This window comes from Pseudomonas sp. RW409, assembly GCF_003184125.1.
Lineage (GTDB): Bacteria > Pseudomonadota > Gammaproteobacteria > Pseudomonadales > Pseudomonadaceae > Aquipseudomonas > Aquipseudomonas chlororaphis_I.
Window position 1 is genome coordinate 817,298 of the sequence record NZ_QHHP01000041.1, and the last position, 16,190, is coordinate 833,487.

The 16,190-nt window shown below is 65.7% G+C and carries 17 protein-coding genes; 11 read left to right on the plus strand and 6 right to left on the minus strand.

Annotated features, from left to right (window positions below; all coding sequences use genetic code 11):
* The first annotated feature begins 340 nt into the window (after positions 1 to 340).
* From DK261_RS24230 to DK261_RS24255, 6 genes are all read left to right on the plus strand, one after another.
* On the plus strand, positions 341 to 625 hold the full coding sequence (locus DK261_RS24230; RefSeq protein ID WP_053268892.1) for a hypothetical protein: 285 nt from the start codon (positions 341 to 343) through the stop codon (positions 623 to 625).
* A gap of 289 nt (positions 626 to 914) precedes the next feature.
* Positions 915 to 3,632 carry a magnesium-translocating P-type ATPase gene (gene mgtA / locus DK261_RS24235; RefSeq protein ID WP_110176637.1) on the plus strand — a complete coding sequence of 906 codons (2,718 nt, stop codon included), beginning with the start codon at positions 915 to 917 and terminating at the stop codon, positions 3,630 to 3,632.
* Positions 3,633 to 3,799: 167 nt separating this feature from the next.
* Positions 3,800 to 4,015 carry a hypothetical protein gene (locus DK261_RS24240; protein WP_025809230.1) on the plus strand — a complete coding sequence of 72 codons (216 nt, stop codon included), beginning with the start codon at positions 3,800 to 3,802 and terminating at the stop codon, positions 4,013 to 4,015.
* A gap of 21 nt (positions 4,016 to 4,036) precedes the next feature.
* Positions 4,037 to 5,746: a Na/Pi cotransporter family protein gene (locus DK261_RS24245; protein ID WP_053268891.1), complete on the plus strand. Its 1,710-nt coding sequence runs from the start codon at positions 4,037 to 4,039 to the stop codon at positions 5,744 to 5,746.
* Entirely contained in the window at positions 5,734 to 6,087 is a 354-nt protein-coding gene (locus tag DK261_RS24250; RefSeq protein WP_110176639.1) for a DUF2493 domain-containing protein, read from the plus strand. The genes DK261_RS24245 and DK261_RS24250 overlap by 13 nt, the downstream gene beginning before the upstream one ends.
* Positions 6,088 to 6,158: 71 nt before the next feature.
* Positions 6,159 to 6,950: a hypothetical protein gene (locus DK261_RS24255; protein ID WP_110176641.1), complete on the plus strand. Its 792-nt coding sequence runs from the start codon at positions 6,159 to 6,161 to the stop codon at positions 6,948 to 6,950.
* Positions 6,951 to 7,207: 257 nt separating this feature from the next.
* Here the strand turns inward: DK261_RS24255 and DK261_RS24260 are convergent, their stop codons facing one another.
* The 3 genes from DK261_RS24260 to DK261_RS24270 all read right to left on the minus strand — a co-directional run bounded on the left by DK261_RS24260 (position 7,208) and on the right by DK261_RS24270 (position 9,557).
* Entirely contained in the window at positions 7,208 to 7,837 is a 630-nt protein-coding gene (locus DK261_RS24260) for a LysE family translocator (protein ID WP_009048674.1), read from the minus strand.
* A gap of 63 nt (positions 7,838 to 7,900) precedes the next feature.
* Positions 7,901 to 8,815 (minus strand): pyridoxal-phosphate dependent enzyme, encoded by a 915-nt coding sequence (locus DK261_RS24265; RefSeq protein ID WP_009048673.1) that lies wholly within the window; start codon positions 8,813 to 8,815, stop codon positions 7,901 to 7,903.
* An 85-nt stretch (positions 8,816 to 8,900) separates the two neighbouring features.
* Complete coding sequence (locus tag DK261_RS24270) at positions 8,901 to 9,557, minus strand: ribonuclease T2 (protein WP_016704622.1); 657 nt, start codon at positions 9,555 to 9,557, stop codon at positions 8,901 to 8,903.
* Between the two features lie 438 nt (positions 9,558 to 9,995).
* Here DK261_RS24270 and DK261_RS24275 point away from each other — a divergent pair, with 438 nt between their 5' ends.
* Together DK261_RS24275 and DK261_RS24280 are read left to right on the plus strand one after the other, a co-directional pair.
* Entirely contained in the window at positions 9,996 to 10,694 is a 699-nt protein-coding gene (locus tag DK261_RS24275; protein WP_028682293.1) for an AzlC family ABC transporter permease, read from the plus strand.
* Positions 10,694 to 11,005, plus strand: coding sequence for an AzlD domain-containing protein (locus DK261_RS24280; protein ID WP_009048670.1), 312 nt, complete (start codon positions 10,694 to 10,696; stop codon positions 11,003 to 11,005). The genes DK261_RS24275 and DK261_RS24280 overlap by 1 nt, the downstream gene beginning before the upstream one ends.
* 213 nt (positions 11,006 to 11,218) lie before the next feature.
* Here DK261_RS24280 and DK261_RS24285 read toward each other — a convergent pair whose 3' ends face one another.
* The 3 genes from DK261_RS24285 to DK261_RS24295 all read right to left on the minus strand — a co-directional run bounded on the left by DK261_RS24285 (position 11,219) and on the right by DK261_RS24295 (position 13,071).
* A complete protein-coding gene (locus tag DK261_RS24285; RefSeq protein WP_110176643.1) occupies positions 11,219 to 12,439 on the minus strand; it encodes a cytochrome c biogenesis protein DipZ in 1,221 nt (406 codons plus the stop codon).
* Between the two features lie 71 nt (positions 12,440 to 12,510).
* Positions 12,511 to 12,762, minus strand: coding sequence for a hypothetical protein (locus DK261_RS24290; RefSeq protein WP_053268890.1), 252 nt, complete (start codon positions 12,760 to 12,762; stop codon positions 12,511 to 12,513).
* A gap of 45 nt (positions 12,763 to 12,807) precedes the next feature.
* Positions 12,808 to 13,071: a DUF2790 domain-containing protein gene (locus DK261_RS24295; protein WP_016704617.1), complete on the minus strand. Its 264-nt coding sequence runs from the start codon at positions 13,069 to 13,071 to the stop codon at positions 12,808 to 12,810.
* Between the two features lie 293 nt (positions 13,072 to 13,364).
* Between DK261_RS24295 and DK261_RS24300 the strand changes: the two genes are divergently transcribed.
* From DK261_RS24300 to DK261_RS24310, 3 genes are all read left to right on the plus strand, one after another.
* Positions 13,365 to 14,105 carry a response regulator gene (locus tag DK261_RS24300; protein ID WP_009048666.1) on the plus strand — a complete coding sequence of 247 codons (741 nt, stop codon included), beginning with the start codon at positions 13,365 to 13,367 and terminating at the stop codon, positions 14,103 to 14,105.
* Positions 14,102 to 15,421: an ATP-binding protein gene (locus DK261_RS24305; protein WP_110176645.1), complete on the plus strand. Its 1,320-nt coding sequence runs from the start codon at positions 14,102 to 14,104 to the stop codon at positions 15,419 to 15,421. The genes DK261_RS24300 and DK261_RS24305 overlap by 4 nt, the downstream gene beginning before the upstream one ends.
* 116 nt (positions 15,422 to 15,537) lie before the next feature.
* Positions 15,538 to 16,173, plus strand: a complete 636-nt coding sequence (locus DK261_RS24310; protein ID WP_110176647.1) for a hypothetical protein — start codon at positions 15,538 to 15,540, stop codon at positions 16,171 to 16,173.
* The last annotated feature ends 17 nt before the right edge of the window (positions 16,174 to 16,190 follow it).

A 16,190-nucleotide genomic window follows, 5' to 3' on the forward strand; every position in this document is an offset into this window, starting at 1 on the left:
AAGACTGCCCTATATAACTTGCCCCTTCATTTATCTGAGTCCCGATACAGACCTTACTTAAAGCTGAACGAACATATGATTCGTGGCAATTTAATCTTGACTTGACAGGTTGGCCTGAGTAAATTGCGCGGGCCGGCCAAACCGGCCTTTTTTCAACTCACTAAAGAAGCCAATGGACACAGTATCTAGACGCTGTCTGGTCGATGCGCTTGCGCAAGGCTGGGCACTTAACCCAGAAAATGACGGGACTCGACTTTTCGGTCGGGTGAGCTGCGCTAGAGCTTGACGCTCCTTCGTAACTTGCCTTCACCGGAGCCAGTCCGGTCGCGAGGCAACTGTTATGAACTTCAAATCCACTGTAATGCCCGGCGTACGCGCCTTTGCATCGACCATGCGGGTCAAGCCCTGCGCTGAGCGCGCGGGCGTTTCCCGGGTCGCCACCCTGTATTCCACCCCCTCCTCGCAAACCCGGCCGCGGGCCAACTGGCGCGTCTGCCCGGTCACCTGCCGGCTCCAGCAACGCTGGAGTTTCGACGACAGCCAGGACCCTCAGAGTCGGAGCCTGGCCGGCCTCCTGATGCGGGCCGGCCTGCTGCTGAGCCTGTCCCGGGACTCGCACTTCTAGTTCAACCGAAGGCACTTTCAAGTCCTTCTGGAACGTTTTCCTTAATAAGGAATTCGGCAACTTCCTATTGCCTGCTTAAAACTAAAAGTTGGTGGTAACTGTTATGGACGAAGCCAGTAGTAGGTTCGTCGTCTATTCATGCCCAGTGAATAGGCGGCGAACGTTAAAACCAATAAAACGCAACTACCTGAATCGATCGCTTACTTGCGGCTCGACATACGTTCGCTCGTCTTTGAATAGGTGAGTGGTCTGTGTGTCGTGCCGCAAGCCTGCGGCAGGAGCACACGTAATGACTACGGTAAAAACCCGCACCTCCTCCTCGCAAAACCCCACCCGCGACGACACCCGGCTGTCGATGCGGGCCGCCCGCGAAGCGCAGAACAGCCTTGGCGTGACCCTGGACAACGTCAAGTCGAACGCCAACGGCCTGACCGAACTCGACGCCGAAGGCCGCCTGCAGCGCGACGGCTTCAACGAGGTGGCCCACGACCGGCCGCCCCACGCCCTGGTGCAATTGCTGCAAGCCTTCAACAACCCGTTCATCTATGTGCTGATGACCCTGACCGGCATCAGCTTCTTCACAGACTTCTGGCTGCCCCTGCAGTCCGGCGAGGAAACCGACCTGACCGGGGTGATCATCGTCCTGGTCATGGTCCTGGTCAGCGGCCTGATGCGCTTCTGGCAGGAATACCGCTCGGCCAAGGCCGCCGAGGCGCTCAAGGCCATGGTGCGGACCACCGCCACCGTGCTGCGCCGCGAGCAGATGGGCATGAAAGCCGCGCTGCGCGAAGTGCCGATGCGCGACCTGGTGGTCGGCGACATCGTGCAGCTGTCGGCCGGCGACATGATCCCCGCCGATATCCGCCTGATCGAATCCCGCGACCTGTTCATCAGCCAGGCGGTGCTGACCGGCGAGGCGCTGCCGGTGGAGAAGTACGACACCCTGGGCGCGGTGCAGGAGAAATCCGCCCACCGCACAGCTGCTGCCGACCAGCAGGACCTGCTCGACCTGCCGAACATCTGCTTCATGGGCACCAACGTGGTCAGCGGCACCGCCACCGCGGTGGTGGTGGCCACCGGGTCGCGCACCTACTTCGGTTCCCTGGCGCGCTCCATCGTCGGCTCGCGGACCCAGACCGCCTTCGACCGCGGGGTGAACAGCGTCAGTTGGCTGCTGATCCGCTTCATGCTGGTGATGGTGCCGGTGGTGCTGCTGATCAACGGCTTCACCAAGGGTGACTGGGCCGAAGCCTTCATGTTCGCCCTGGCGGTGGCCGTCGGCCTGACCCCGGAAATGCTGCCGATGATCGTCAGCGCCAACCTGGCCAAGGGCGCCGCGGCCATGGCCAAGCGCAAGGTGGTGGTCAAGCGCCTCAACGCGATCCAGAACTTCGGCGCCATGGACGTGCTGTGCACCGACAAGACCGGCACCCTGACCCAGGACCGGATCATCCTCGAGCACCACGTCGATATCAGCGGCAGCCGCTGCGACCAGGTGCTGCAACTGGCCTGGCTCAACAGCTACCACCAGAGCGGCATGAAGAACCTGATGGACCGCGCGGTGGTGAGCTACGCCGAAAACAACCCGAAGTTCAGCGCGCCCGACACCTGGAGCAAGGTCGATGAACTGCCGTTCGATTTCGTCCGCCGGCGCCTCTCGGTGATCCTCGCCGACGCCAGCGGCCATCACCTGCTGGTGTGCAAGGGCGCGGTCGAGGAAATGCTCGACACCGCCACCCGGGTACGCCAGGACGGCGTCACGGTGGCCCTCGACGCCGGGCGCCGGGCGGCGCTGCTGGAGCAGGCCGAGGAATACAACCGCGACGGCTTCCGCGTGCTGCTGGTCGGCACCCGCGACCTGGCGCCGGGGCAGACCCGCCAGCAGTACAGCGCCAGCGACGAGCGCGAGCTGATCATCGAAGGCTTCCTGACCTTCCTCGATCCGCCCAAGGAAACCGCCGGCCCGGCCATCGCCGCGCTGCGCGAGAACGGCGTGACGGTGAAGGTGCTGACCGGCGACAACCCGATCGTCACCGCGAAGATCTGCCGCGAGGTCGGCCTGGAAGTCGGCCAGCCGCTGCTCGGGCGCGATATCGAGCATATGGACGATGCAGTGCTTGCGCGCCTGGTGGAAGAACGCACGGTGTTCGCCAAGCTCACCCCGCTGCAGAAATCCCGGGTGCTCAAGGCCCTGCAGGCCAACGGGCATACCGTGGGCTTCCTCGGCGACGGGATCAACGACGCCCCGGCGCTGCGTGACGCCGACGTCGGTATCTCGGTGGACAGCGGCACCGACATCGCCAAGGAATCGGCGGACATCATCCTCCTGGAAAAGAGCCTGATGGTCCTGGAAGAAGGCGTGATCAAGGGCCGCGAGACCTTCGGCAACATCATGAAGTACCTGAACATGACTGCCAGTTCCAACTTCGGCAACGTGTTCTCGGTGCTGGTGGCCAGCGCGTTCATCCCGTTCCTGCCGATGCTGGCGATCCACCTGCTGCTGCAGAACCTGATGTACGACATCTCCCAGCTGTCGCTGCCGTGGGACAAGATGGACAAGGAGTTCCTGCGCAAGCCGCGCAAGTGGGACGCCAAGAACATCGGGCGCTTCATGCTGTGGATCGGGCCGACCTCGTCGATCTTCGACATCACCACCTACGCCCTGATGTGGTTCGTGTTCGCCGCCAACAGCGTGGAAATGGCCGCGCTGTTCCAGTCCGGCTGGTTCATCGAAGGCCTGCTCTCGCAGACCCTGGTGGTGCACATGCTGCGCACCCAGAAGATCCCGTTCATCCAGAGCACCGCGGCGCTGCCGGTGATGCTGATGACCGGCCTGGTGATGGCCCTGGGGATCTACGTGCCGTTCTCGCCGCTGGGTGAAATGGTCGGCCTGGTACCGCTGCCGTGGGAATACTTCCCTTGGCTGGTCGGCACCCTGCTGTGCTACTGCATCGTCGCCCAGACCATGAAGACCCTCTACATCCGTCGCTTCAAGCAATGGTTCTGAGGGCTGACGGTTAGCGGCGCGGCCATCGCGAGCAATCGAGCGTCGACCGGCTGCTCCTACAGGTTGCAACTGTCCTTGTAGGAGCGAGCTTGCTCGCGAAAGCCGCAACGCGGCGCCAGACCGTACGGCCACGCCCCTGTCTGGCCCAGCCAAGTGGAGCATCCACCATGAAACCTATCACCGAGCTGCTGGCCCGCGGCGAGCGCACCTTGCGCGCCCTGCTGGTCAGCACCCTGGAAGGCATCGCCACCCTGATCACCCTGGTCGGCATCCGCCTGTATGCCAGAAGCCTGTTGAGCCGCGCTGCCATTCGCCTGCTGCTGGGCCTTGCCAGCGCCATTCATCGCCGCTGCATCCGCCTGCTGCGATCCGCCAAGCCATGAAACACACAAGGGAGAGTCCTCATGTCGGGAACTACTCTGCTGATCAACCTCGCCGGCTCCATCGCCCTGCTGCTGTGGGGCACCCAGATGATTTCCTCGGCGCTGCTGCGCGGCTTCGGCACCCAGTTGCGCCAGTGGCTGGGGCAGCACCTGAACAACCGCTGGATGGCCCTGCTGTCCGGCATCGCCATCACCGGGGTCCTGCAAAGCAGCACCGCGGTGAGCCTGATGGCCAGCTCCTTTACCGCCACCGGCACCCTGGGCCTGGCCCCCGCGCTGGCGGTGATGCTCGGGGCCAATATCGGCTCGACCCTGGTGGTGCAACTGCTCAGCGTCGATATCTCGATCCTCACGCCGCTGGTGCTGCTGGCGGGCTTTATCGTGTTCCGCCTGCGCGACGACTCGCGCTTTGAAAGCCTCGGCTGCGCGCTGATCGGCCTGGGGCTGATGCTGCTGGCCCTGCGCATGCTCGGCAGCACCCTGGGCGAAGTGGAAGGCACGCCGGTGTTCGCCGCGCTGATGCGTGGCCTCGACGGCGACCTGCTGATCGCCCTGCTGACGGCGGCGTTGCTGACCTGGCTGTGCCATTCCAGCGTCGCCGTGGTGCTGCTGGTGGCGTCACTGGCCGCCACCGGGCTGCTGTCCTCGGTGACCGCCATGGCCCTGGTGCTGGGGATCAATATCGGCGGCGCCCTGCCGTCGCTGCTCAACGCCGACTCCAGCGTCGCCCGGCGCCTGCCCCTGGGCAATCTGCTGGTGCGCCTGTGCGGTGCCGCCGCGCTGCTGCCGTGCCTGCCCTGGATCGCCCAGAGCGCGCCGGTCGCCACCCTCGATGCCAGCCTGCAGGTGGTGTACCTGCACAGCCTGTTCAACCTGGTACTGGCCCTGCTGTTCATCGGCCTGACCGGGCCCATGGCAACCCTGCTCAACCGCCTGCTGCCGGAGCCGCCGCGCGACGTCGACCCGGGCATGCCGCACTACCTGGACGAAGCCGGCCTGGCGGTGGCCAATATCGGCCTGTCCAACGCCGCCCGCGAAGCCCTGCGCCTGGCCGACATGCTGTCGCTGATGCTCGATCGGGTGCTGCGCCTGTTCCAGGCCTCGACCCCGGCCGGCGCCGATGAAGTGCGGCGCATCGACCAGTCGCTGGACCTGCTCAGCGCGGCGATCCGCGCCTACCTGGCGGACATCGGCCAGGACGGCATCAGCGACCAGGACGCCGACCGCGCCCAGGAGATCCTGCTGTTCGTGATCAACCTGGAACACGCCGGCGACATCCTCTCCAGCAGCCTGACCCAGCTGGCGGCGCGCCGGCTGCGGCGTGGCGAGCAGTTCTCGGTGTTCGAGCTGGATTGCATCGAGCCTCTGCACCAGGCCGTGGTGGACAGCCTGAGCCTGGCGATCACGGTGTTCCTGCGCGAAGACCTGGCCAACGCCCACCAGTTGGTGAACCGCAAGGAACTGGTCAGGCGGCTGGAAGCCGACGCCAGCCGCGAGCACTTTCGCAGCCTGCGCGAAGACCGCACGGCCTGGGCCGAATCCGGCGACATTTTCCAGCGGGTGCTGCGCGACTACCGGCGCGTGCACCACCACATCGCGGCCCTGGCCTATCCGGCGCTGGAGCGGGCCGGCGAGCGCGACCTGGATAACGCCGAGCTGGGCGACGTGCTGCTGGACAACCCGTTGAGCATCCAGCCGACGGCGCAGGAGCGCGCACGATGCGTGTCCTGATCTGCGCGGGGCGCCATTACGCCGACGTCCAGCTGTGCCGGCGGGTACTCGACGCCTTTCAGCGCCTGCATGAAGTGCAGGTGCTGATCCACGGCGGCAGCCAGTTCCTCGGCGCGGAGATAGAAGACTGGGGCCGGGAAATCGGCGCCGACATCGTGCGTTACCCGGCCAACTGGCAGCTGCACGGCAAGCTCGCCGAACGCCTGCGCAACGCCTTCATGCTGCGCGACAGCCGGCCCGACCTGGTCATCGCCCTGCCCGGCGGCGACGACACCGAAGAGCTGGTGGCCCTGGCCAGGGCCACCGGCATCCAGACCCTGTCAGTGAGCGACTGGCAATGACCCTGTTCCCCACTCGACCACGGAGCGGCCCGCGCAGCGCGGCCGCTTCCCATGCCTTAGCGAGAACCGTCATGTCCAAGTACAACCCTTCCCGCCACAACCGCTTCGCCAGCCTCACCCGCGACCTGCCCCCGGCGAAACGGCGCATGCTGCGACGCAACCTGATGTTCGTCACCCTCACCCTCACCCTGAGCCTGATCGGCCTGCTGACCCTGGTCGCCAAGGCCAACGCCGCGGGCGGCGCCTATGGGGTGGACGACGGCGCGATCAACGCCCCGGGGGAATGCAACCTGGATATCTGGTACCAGAGCCTGCGTCACCAGGGCTCCAACCATGGCGCGGTGTTCTCCCCGGCCTGCACCTTCGCCGGCCTGCCCTGGTTGCAGGTGGGCGCCGCCCTCGAGCGCAGTCGCGAGGACGGCCACGGCGAAACCCAGCTGAGCCCGCAGCTCAAGGCGCAACTGTGGAACCGCGAAGACCTGGGCCTGCAACTGGCGCTGGCGACGTCCGCGCATTTCGCCCTCGACCGCGGCCATGCGTTCGACGGTGGCGACATCAGCCTGCCCCTGACCTACCAGCCCCTGCAAAGCCTGCGCCTGAACTTCAACGCCGGCTGGGCCCACGCCTATGACGACGGCCAGCAGAACCATCGCTGGACCTGGGGCAGCGGCTTCGAATACGACCTGGGCGAACGCCTGACCCTGGTCGCCGAACGATACGGCCAGCGCGGCGGCGAACAGGCCTGGCAAGCCGGGCCACGCCTGCATCTGGGAGCAAACCTGGACCTCGACCTGGTGCTGGGCGGCCAGTTGAACGAAGGCCGCGACCGCTGGCTGACCAGCGGCGCGACCTTGAGGTTCTAAGAGGTTTCTGGCGGTGTGCCGCACAAGCTGCGCGAAGACCTCTTCTGTAGGAGCCAGGCTTGCCGGCGATTGCAGCAACGCGGTGTGCCTGACACAACACTTCGCACGCAAACTGCCCGAAGACATCTTCTGTAGGAGCGAAGCTTGCTCGCGAGGCGGTGTGTCAGATGTACCGCAGCGTATCTATCGCCAGCAATCGAGCGTCGACCGGCTGCTCCTACAGAAGCAGGACGCCGGTCTATCGGGTCAATGCAGCCTCAGCGTATATCGCTGCGCCGATACAGGCTCAGGCCCACCGCCAGGACCGCGAGCATGCCGGCGCAGCTGCGGTTGATCCACAGCATCGCCCGCGCGGAGAAGGTGCGCATGGCGTAGCGCCCGCCAAAGGCATAGGTCGCCATCATCACGCAATTGATCGCCGTGCTGACCAGCGCCAGGATCAGGTACTGCTGCGCCACCGGCTCATCGGGGCGTACGAACTGCGGCAGGAAGGCGGAGAAAAACAGCAGCCCCTTGGGGTTCGACAACCCCACCAGCAACGACCGCACAAACGCCCCGCGCCCGCTGCTGGCACTGCCGCCTGTCTGCGCGGCCAGAGCCTGGGTCGGCGCCTTCCACAGCACCCAGGCCAGGTACAGCAGGTACGCAGCACCGCCCCACTTGACGATGGAAAACAGCTGCTCGGAAGCTTGCAGCAACGCCCCCAGGCCGCAGCCCACCGCACCGATCAGCAGCAGGTCGGACAGCATCGCGCCAGCCATGCCGCAACCGGCGATGCGCATGCCATGGGTGGCACCGTTATTGAGAGCCAGCAACATCGACGGCCCCGGGGTCATCATCACCGCGCTGACGGTGACGACGTACAGAAACAATGTGGTGGCGTCCATTCGAACCCTCCGTAAAACCACAGGTACAACAGGTCGGCTAGCATACACCAGAGGCTTTCAGCCCTACAGCGATGCGCCCCAGTCCGCCACCTGGCGGGCGCTGATGCTGACGCCGCCGCACACCACGATCACCACGTCCCGCGCTGCGGCGATGGCCGGGTGATCGAGGTAGGCCACCGCCAGCGAGACGCCGCAGGCCGGCTCCACCAACTGGCGCAGATCGTCGGCATAACGCACCACGCCGAGGATCGCCTCGGCATCCGACAACACCAGCGACTGATAGGCAAAACCCTGGATCTGCTGCAACGGCCAGGCCGCCACCTGGGCCGCGCCGAGGGAACTGGCGACGGTGTCGATCTTCGCCAACTTGACCGGGTGCCCGGCCGCCAGCCCGGCGGCAAAGGAAGCGCTGCCGGTGGTTTCGCAGGCGATGATCCGGCAGTCCTGGCGCTGATGGCGCAACAGGCCGGTGAGGATGCCGGCCAGCAAGCCACCGCCGCCCACCGACGCGACGATGGTGTCGACCTGCGGACAGTCTTCGAGGATTTCATCGACCATGCTGCTGTGCCCTTGCCACAGCACCGGGTGGTCGAAGGCCGGCACGTATTCGCTGTCGGCGTCGCTGCTCAGTTGCAGCGCGCGCTCGTTGGCCTGGTCCCAGACCTGGCCGTGCACCAGCACCTCGGCGCCGGCCCGGGCGATGCGTTCGCGGGTGGTTTGCGGGGTGGTCTGCGGCACCACGATGCAGGCTTGCAGGCCGAGGCTGGCCGCCGCCACCGCGGTGGCCAGCCCGGCATTGCCGCCGGAGGGACAGACCACGCGGCGCTTGCCCTGCTGGGCCGCCTGGGAGCAGAGCAGGCCCAGGCCGCGCATCTTGAACGAGCCACTGGGTTGCAGGTTTTCCAGCTTGAGCCAGATGCGCCGGGTGGCCGTGGACAACCCGGGATGCAGGATCAGGGGGGTGCGGATATGCAGCATCATGGGCTCCTTGGAGGAAGACGGGCGTCTTGCAACCCTAGCTGCTCAGGCCTGCCTATGCCGCCTCCCCCTGGCCGCTCGCCGGTCAGCGAATCGGCGGTACGCGGATATCGCCTTTGCGGCACTGGGTGCGCACGCCCTTGCCACAGGCGCCGAAGCCCAGGTTCTTGTCCAGGCAGACCCGCACTTCGGAGAGTTCCGGGCCGCTGCACAACACCGCTACGCCCTTTTCGGGAATGCCCGGGTTGGCCTGGCGAAACAGCTGCTCGATCTCCCGGGCCTCGAAGTAATGCACGGTGGTCGAAGGTTCCAGCACCTCAGGAATCTTCACCTTGCCCAGGGCCTGGTCGGAGCTCTCCAGGTAGCCCATGGCGCCCAGCCCGCTGCAGGTGCCGTGCTTACTCCATTCATGCTCCATCAGCTTGGCCGTCGGGAACAGGGTCAGGCCCTTGGCCCGTTCTTCGGCGGTCAGCTGGGTCAAGGGCGGGCAGGATTCCGGCCAGCCACCCTTGGCGTATTGCGGCCACAGGCCATGCAGGACAAAACCGTAGCCCTTGCCCGAGCACTGCTCGTTTTCCGGATGGGTCAGGCAAAAGGTCGGCGACCAGGACAGCGACAACAGGTAGTAGTCGAACACCCCGGCGACCGAGTCGCGCTGCTGCCGCGCCTCCCGTGCCTGGCTGACACCGACGGTGCAGATCATCAGCGCGGCCAGCGCCGCGGTTGCGAAAAGTTTTCTCATAGACCCTCTCCTTGGGATGGGGCGGTAGGTGAACGGCCCCGTAGCGACCTGGCCGGTATCGGCCAGACACCTTTCTTGGCACGGGGCTGTTGCAGGAAGATGACAGGCCGCCTCCCGCGGGGAAGCTGGCCGATGCTAGCGAAGCGTTTTAGCAGACAGATCGGGTTGGCGCCATGGCCGACGGGCAGCGTCTACGGAATGACCAGGCGAATGCGGGATTTGTAGCGAACACTCGCTTCTGTAGGAGCCAGGCTTGCCGGCGATTGGGATGATGCGGTGTGCCTGACACGACGTCTCGCGAGCAAGCTTCGCTCCTACAGAGGCAAACCTGGGCCTGGCAATAAAAAATGGTCGTTGGCGGCAAGTGCGCAAGATCGTTCAAGCCATTCCCGCTGCGGGCTGGCACAGTCGGTGTCCGTTCCTTGATTGCAGGCTGTCATGTCCAGCGTTCATCTTCCCCGCGCCGCATTCCTGCGCGGCGCCGTTGCCATCATGCCGCTGTCCCTGGCCACCGCGCCCTGGGGCCTGTTGGCGGGTTCCATGGCCATCGAGGCCAATCTCACGCCCCTGCAAGGCCAGGGTTTGTCGAGCATCGTCTTCGCCGGCGCCGCGCAACTGGTGGCGATCGGCATGCTCAAGGGCGGCGCGGGGATATTCTCGATCCTGCTCACCACCCTGCTGCTGACCTCCCAGCACCTGCTGTACGGCATGAGCCTGCGCTCGGTGATTTCGCCGCTGCCGGGGCGCTGGCGGGTCGGCCTGGGCTTCCTGCTCACCGACGAGCTGTTCGCCCTGACCAGCCAGCACGACAAGCAGCAGTTCGACCGCTGGTACGCCCTCGGCGTGGGCCTGACCTTCTATATCGCCTGGAACCTGTTCACCCTGGCGGGCATTGTCCTCGGGCGCGCCATTCCCGGGCTCGAACACCTGGGCCTGGACTTCTCCATCGCCGCCACCTTTATCGCCCTGATCACCCCGCTGGTGCGCAATGTGCCGACCCTGGTCTGCGTGGCGGTGTCGCTGTTCTGCTCGGTGTTGTTCAGCTACTGGCAATGGGGCTCGGCCCTGGTGCTGTCGGGCCTGCTGGGCATGACCGCGGGTTTTCTCTGCAACAAGTTCTACCGGGAGCGCACATGATGGTCTGGGCAGTGATTTTCGGCATGGGCTTGCTGGTGTTTCTCAACCGCTATGTGTTTCTCGAACCGCGCCTGCCGGTGCGCCTGAGCAGCAACGCCCGGCAGTTCCTCGGGTTTGCCGTACCGGGCATGCTCACGGCGATCTGCGGGCCGATCGTGTTCATGCCCGAACACCAGCTGAACCTGGCCTACGACAACCCGTACCTGATCAGCTCGCTGGTGGCCATCGTCCTGGTGATCTACACCCGCAACACCCTGCTCAGCATGCTGCTGAGCATGGCGTTCTTTTTCCTGCTGCGGTGGTGGTTGTAGGAGCTGGCTTGTCGGCGATCGGGGCTGCGCGGGGCGTCAGGCAGGACGCCTCGCGAGCAATCGAGCGTCGACCGGCTGCTCCTACAGGTTCGGTGTTCGCCGCAAATCCGGCATGCGCCGCAAACCTGTAGGAGCCAGGCTTGCCGGCGATTGGGGGCAACGCGGTGTCACTGACTCACCGCCCCGCAAATCCCCGACCGGCAACCCTGCCCCTCACGACGCCTTGGCCTCCCGCAACAACTGCTGGATCACCTGCTCCTGCGCGTCATAACTCCCTTCGCCAAAGTGGCTGTAGCGCACCTGCCCGCGGGCGTCGATAAAGTAGTGGGCCGGCCAGTACTGGTTGTCGAAGGCGCGCCAGATCGCGTAGTCATTGTCGATGGCCACCGGGTAGCCGATATCCAGCTTGCGCACCTGGGCCTTGACGTTGTCGATGACCTTTTCGAAGGCGTACTCCGGGGTGTGCACACCGATCACCACCAGCCCGTCCTTGGCGTACTTTTTCGCCCAGGCATTCACATAGGGCAGGCTGTGCTGGCAGTTGATGCAGTCGTAGGTCCAGAAATCCACCAGCACCACCTTGCCGCGCAGGGCCTCGGCGTCCAGCGGCGGCGAATTCAGCCATTGCACCGCGCCACTCAACGAAGGCATCGGGCCCTTGCTCGGCAGCGTCTCGACGGGCGCCGCGCCAGCCTTGTCGATCAGGTAGTCCAGGGCCTTGGGCACGCTCTTCAGCAGGCCTTGCTCGAGGGCCGCGCCGCCTTGCGATGAAGTGCTGGCCAACAGACGGTCGTCCACCCCGCTGCCGATCGCCACGACCGCCAGCAACACCAGGTAACCGGCGGCGCGGCGCAACCAGGCGGTGGCCGGCAGGGATGGCTTGAGCCGGTTGACCAGCCCTCTTCCAGCGAAGATCAGCAGCCCCAGGGACAAGGCACTGCCCAAGCCGTAGGCCAGCAGCAACAGGCTGGTCTGGGCGCTGGCCCCCTGCAGCATGGCGCCGGTCAGGATCACCCCGAGAATCGGCCCGGCACAGGGCGCCCAGAGCAAGCCGGTGGCCACCCCGAGCAACAGCGCCGCCAGTGGCCCGGAAAGCTGGCGCGCCCGGTCGAGGCGCAGGCCATCCAGGCGATTGCCCAGGCTGACCCAGGGCCGCGCCAGCCAGTTGCCGAAGCGGGCAAAGATCAGCGACAAGGCGAACAGCCCCAGCACGATCAGCGCCAGCTGGCGCCCGATACCGTTGGCACGGACGATCCAGTCGCTGCTGACCACCGCCAGGCTCGACACCAGGGCAAAGGTCAGTGCCATGCCACCGAGGGTCAGCAGCAGCGAGCCGCGCGAGCGGTCGGCCCGGGCGAACAGGAACGGCACCACCGGAAGAATGCAGGGGCTGAGGATGGTCAGGACCCCGCCGAGAAACGCTATGAGCAACATGGCATCACCTGTGATCGGTCAATGTCCGCCCGCCATCGGCGGCGGGCGTATCCAGGGGTGGCAGGCCCGGTTCAGGCCTGGTGGTCGGCGCGCATCCCCTGCGGGGTGCGCTCGTAGCCGCCTTCGGCCAGCCAGCTGTGCGTCTGCAAGGTGCCGGCTTTCAAGGTGCTCGCTTTCAAGGTGGCAGCCTTCAAGGGGCTGGCACTTGAGAGCGGGCTGAGCTGGAAGCAGGTCGCACAGGATGAGTCGGCGGCGCTGGCATCCACGGCCACGCCGGCCAGGGTCAAGGTCAGGGCAAGCAGGGAGCTTTTCAGGGCGTTCATGGGCGAATCCTCATGGCGAACAGGGTGATAGGACAGGGAGTGTGTTCAGTTGCCGTCGTTACAGTTGTTGGCGAACTTGCGGTAATCCAGGGCCTGGGTGCGGCCCTGGGAATCGAGGTAGGTCATGCGGGCATTGACCACGCCGCAGCTCGGCTCGGCGTCTTCGGTCATCGACAGGACCTTCTGGATATCCAGCTGGGTGCCGTAGCGGTAGGTCTGGGCCTGCACGTTGCTTTCGGCGCGGGCCGACAGGGTGCAGATGTTCAGGGCGGCGAACAGGCAGGCGGCGTAGAGGGCGGTGCGTTTCATGATGTGTTCCTCGGGCGACAATGGGTTTGGGTGGCGAGGCAGTAGCTGTGCCTCGATGGAGCCCATTGAATGCGCGGGAGGTATCGCGCTTGTGTCGGCAAACCGCCCTTGCGGTCTCCCTGCGTATCCACGCCGCCGGGGGATACAGAGCGATACAAAAACGCCGGAAAAACCTTGTTTTGCATCGCCGTGTGTTCAACCAGGCGCCAGATACACTGCAATACAAAAGCCCGCAGGCAGGCCCGCCCGGGCCCTATAAACTAGGCAGCACGACCCTATACAGAGGCAGCCCCATGGATCATGTCGATCACGTATTGATAGTCGATGACGACCGCGAAATCAGAGAGCTGGTAGGCAACTACCTGAAAAAGAACGGCCTGCGCACCACGGTCGTGGCTGACGGCCGGCAGATGCGCAGCTTCCTGGAAACCACCCCGGTGGACCTGATCGTGCTCGACATCATGCTGCCCGGCGACGATGGCCTGCTGCTGTGCCGCGAGCTGCGCGCCGGCAAGCACAAGGCCACGCCGGTGCTGATGCTCACCGCGCGCAACGACGAGACCGACCGCATCATCGGCCTGGAGATGGGCGCCGACGATTACCTGGTCAAGCCGTTCGCCGCCCGCGAGCTGCTGGCGCGAATCAATGCCGTGCTGCGCCGCACGCGCATGCTGCCGCCGAACCTGGTGGTCACCGAGAGCGGCCGCCTGCTGGGCTTCGGCCGCTGGCGCCTGGACACCACCGCGCGCCACCTGCTGGACCAGGACGGCACCATGGTCGCCCTGAGCGGCGCCGAATACCGCTTGCTGCGGGTGTTCCTCGACCACCCGCAACGGGTGCTCAACCGCGACCAGTTGCTCAACCTGACCCAGGGCCGCGACGCCGACCTGTTCGACCGTTCCATCGACCTGCTGGTCAGCCGCCTGCGCCAGCGCCTGCTGGACGACGCCCGCGAACCGGCCTACATCAAGACCGTGCGCAGCGAGGGCTATGTGTTCTCGCTGCCGGTGGAGATCCTCGAGGCCGCGTCATGAAGCTGGCGTTGCACTGGCCGCGCACCCTCGCCTCGCGGCTGTCGCTGATCTTCCTGATCGGCCTGGCGCTGGCCCAGGGCCTGTCGTTCGCCGCGCAGTCCTACGAGCGCTACCAGAGCGCCAAGATGACCATGCTCGGCAACCTGGAGAGCGACGTCTCGACCTCCATCGCCATCCTCGACCGCCTGCCCGCCGCCGAGCGCCCCGCCTGGCTGCAACGCCTGCAACGGCGCAACTATGGCTACCTGCTCAGCGCCGGCGAACCCGGCCAGCCCCTGGACGGCGAGGATGTACCGGTCTCGGTGTACTCGATCAAGAACGCCCTCGGCCGCGACTACGACCTGGCGTTCAACAACATTCCCGGGCCGCGCCAGCACTACCAGGCCCACCTGCGCCTGGCCGACGGCAGCCCGGTGACCATCGACGTGCGCCCGGCGCTGACACCGATGTCGCCCTGGCTGCCGGCGGTGCTGCTGGGGCAGTTGCTGGTGTTGATCCTCTGCGCCTGGCTGGCGGTGCGCATCGCCGTGCGCCCGCTGACCCGGCTGGCCCAGGCGGTGGACAGCCTCGACCCCAACACCCACGGCGTACACCTGGACGAAAAGGGCCCGATCGAAGTGGTGCACGCGGCCAAGGCCTTCAATGCCCTGCAGGCGCGAATCGGCGCCTACCTCAAGGAGCGCATGCAACTGCTGGCGGCGATCTCCCACGACCTGCAGACGCCGATCACCCGCATGAAACTGCGCGCCGAGTTCATGGACGAGTCCGCCGAGAAGGACAAACTGTGGAACGACCTGAGTGAAATGGAGCACCTGGTGCGCGAAGGCGTGGCCTATGCCCGCAGCATCCATGGCGCCACCGAGTCCAGTTGCCGGATCGACCTGGACGCGTTTCTCGACAGCCTGGTGTTCGACTACCAGGACACTGGCCAGGACGTCGAGTTGGCGGGCAAGAACGGCGCGCTGATCGACACCCGTCCCCACGCCTTGCGCCGGGTCCTGGTGAACCTGGTGGACAACGCGCTGAAGTTCTCCGGCGCGGCGCGGATCGAGGTCCAGGCACAGGCTGGCGATCGCCTGTCGGTCAAGGTCCTCGACCGTGGCCCGGGGATCAGCGAAGAACAGCTGGCCGAAGTGCTCAAGCCGTTCTATCGGGTGGAAAGTTCGCGCAACCGCGACACCGGCGGCACCGGCCTGGGCCTGGCCATCGCCCAGCAACTGGCGGTGGCCCTGGGCGGCTCGCTGCGCCTGAGCAATCGCGAAGGGGGCGGCCTGTGCGCCGAGCTGATCCTGGTCAGCAGCAAAGCCAGTCTCTGAACACTTTGCTACACAGGCATACATAACCGCCCTTTGCCGACACAGCCGATATACACGGCCTTGCAAGACTCCTGGGACACGCCGCGACAGCGGCGCCCAACCTCAAGGAGCCTCTCATGCCCACTCAATCCCTCCCCTCGCGTTTCCACGGCTGGCGGCTGTTCAGCCTGCTGGCCGCCGCCGTGCTGCTGATGACCGCGCTGATCCTGCTGCTCGAGCCGGACCTGGTCGAGGCCACCCGCAGCGCCATCCGCGCCACCGCGCGTTCGTCCTTCGTGCTGTTTCTGCTGGCCTTCACGGCTTCGGCATTCGCCGTGCTGCTGCCCTCGCCGCTGGGCCAGGCGCTGGTGCGCGAGCGCCGTTTCATCGGCCTGGCGTTCGCCTTCTCGCACCTGGTCCACGCGCTGCTGATCTACAGCTACGGGCAACTGAACCCGGAGTTCTGGCCCGGCCGCAGCACCCTGGGTAACCTGCCCGGGTCCGTGGGTTACCTATTCATCCTGCTGCTGACCCTGACCTCGTTCAAAGGCCCGGCGTCGCTGCTCAGCCGTGTCGCCTGGAAACGCCTGCACACCACCGGCATGTGGGTGATCGCCGCGATATTCGCTTTCTCCAATTTCAAACGCATTCCGCTGAGCGCCTGGTACCTGCTGCCCTTCGCCATCACCTGCTCGGCCATGACGATCAACCTGCTGGGCAAGCTGGCCCAGGCCAACAAACGCCGGCAACGCCAGGCCCTGAGCCCACGCTGAGCTGATACCCCCCCTGT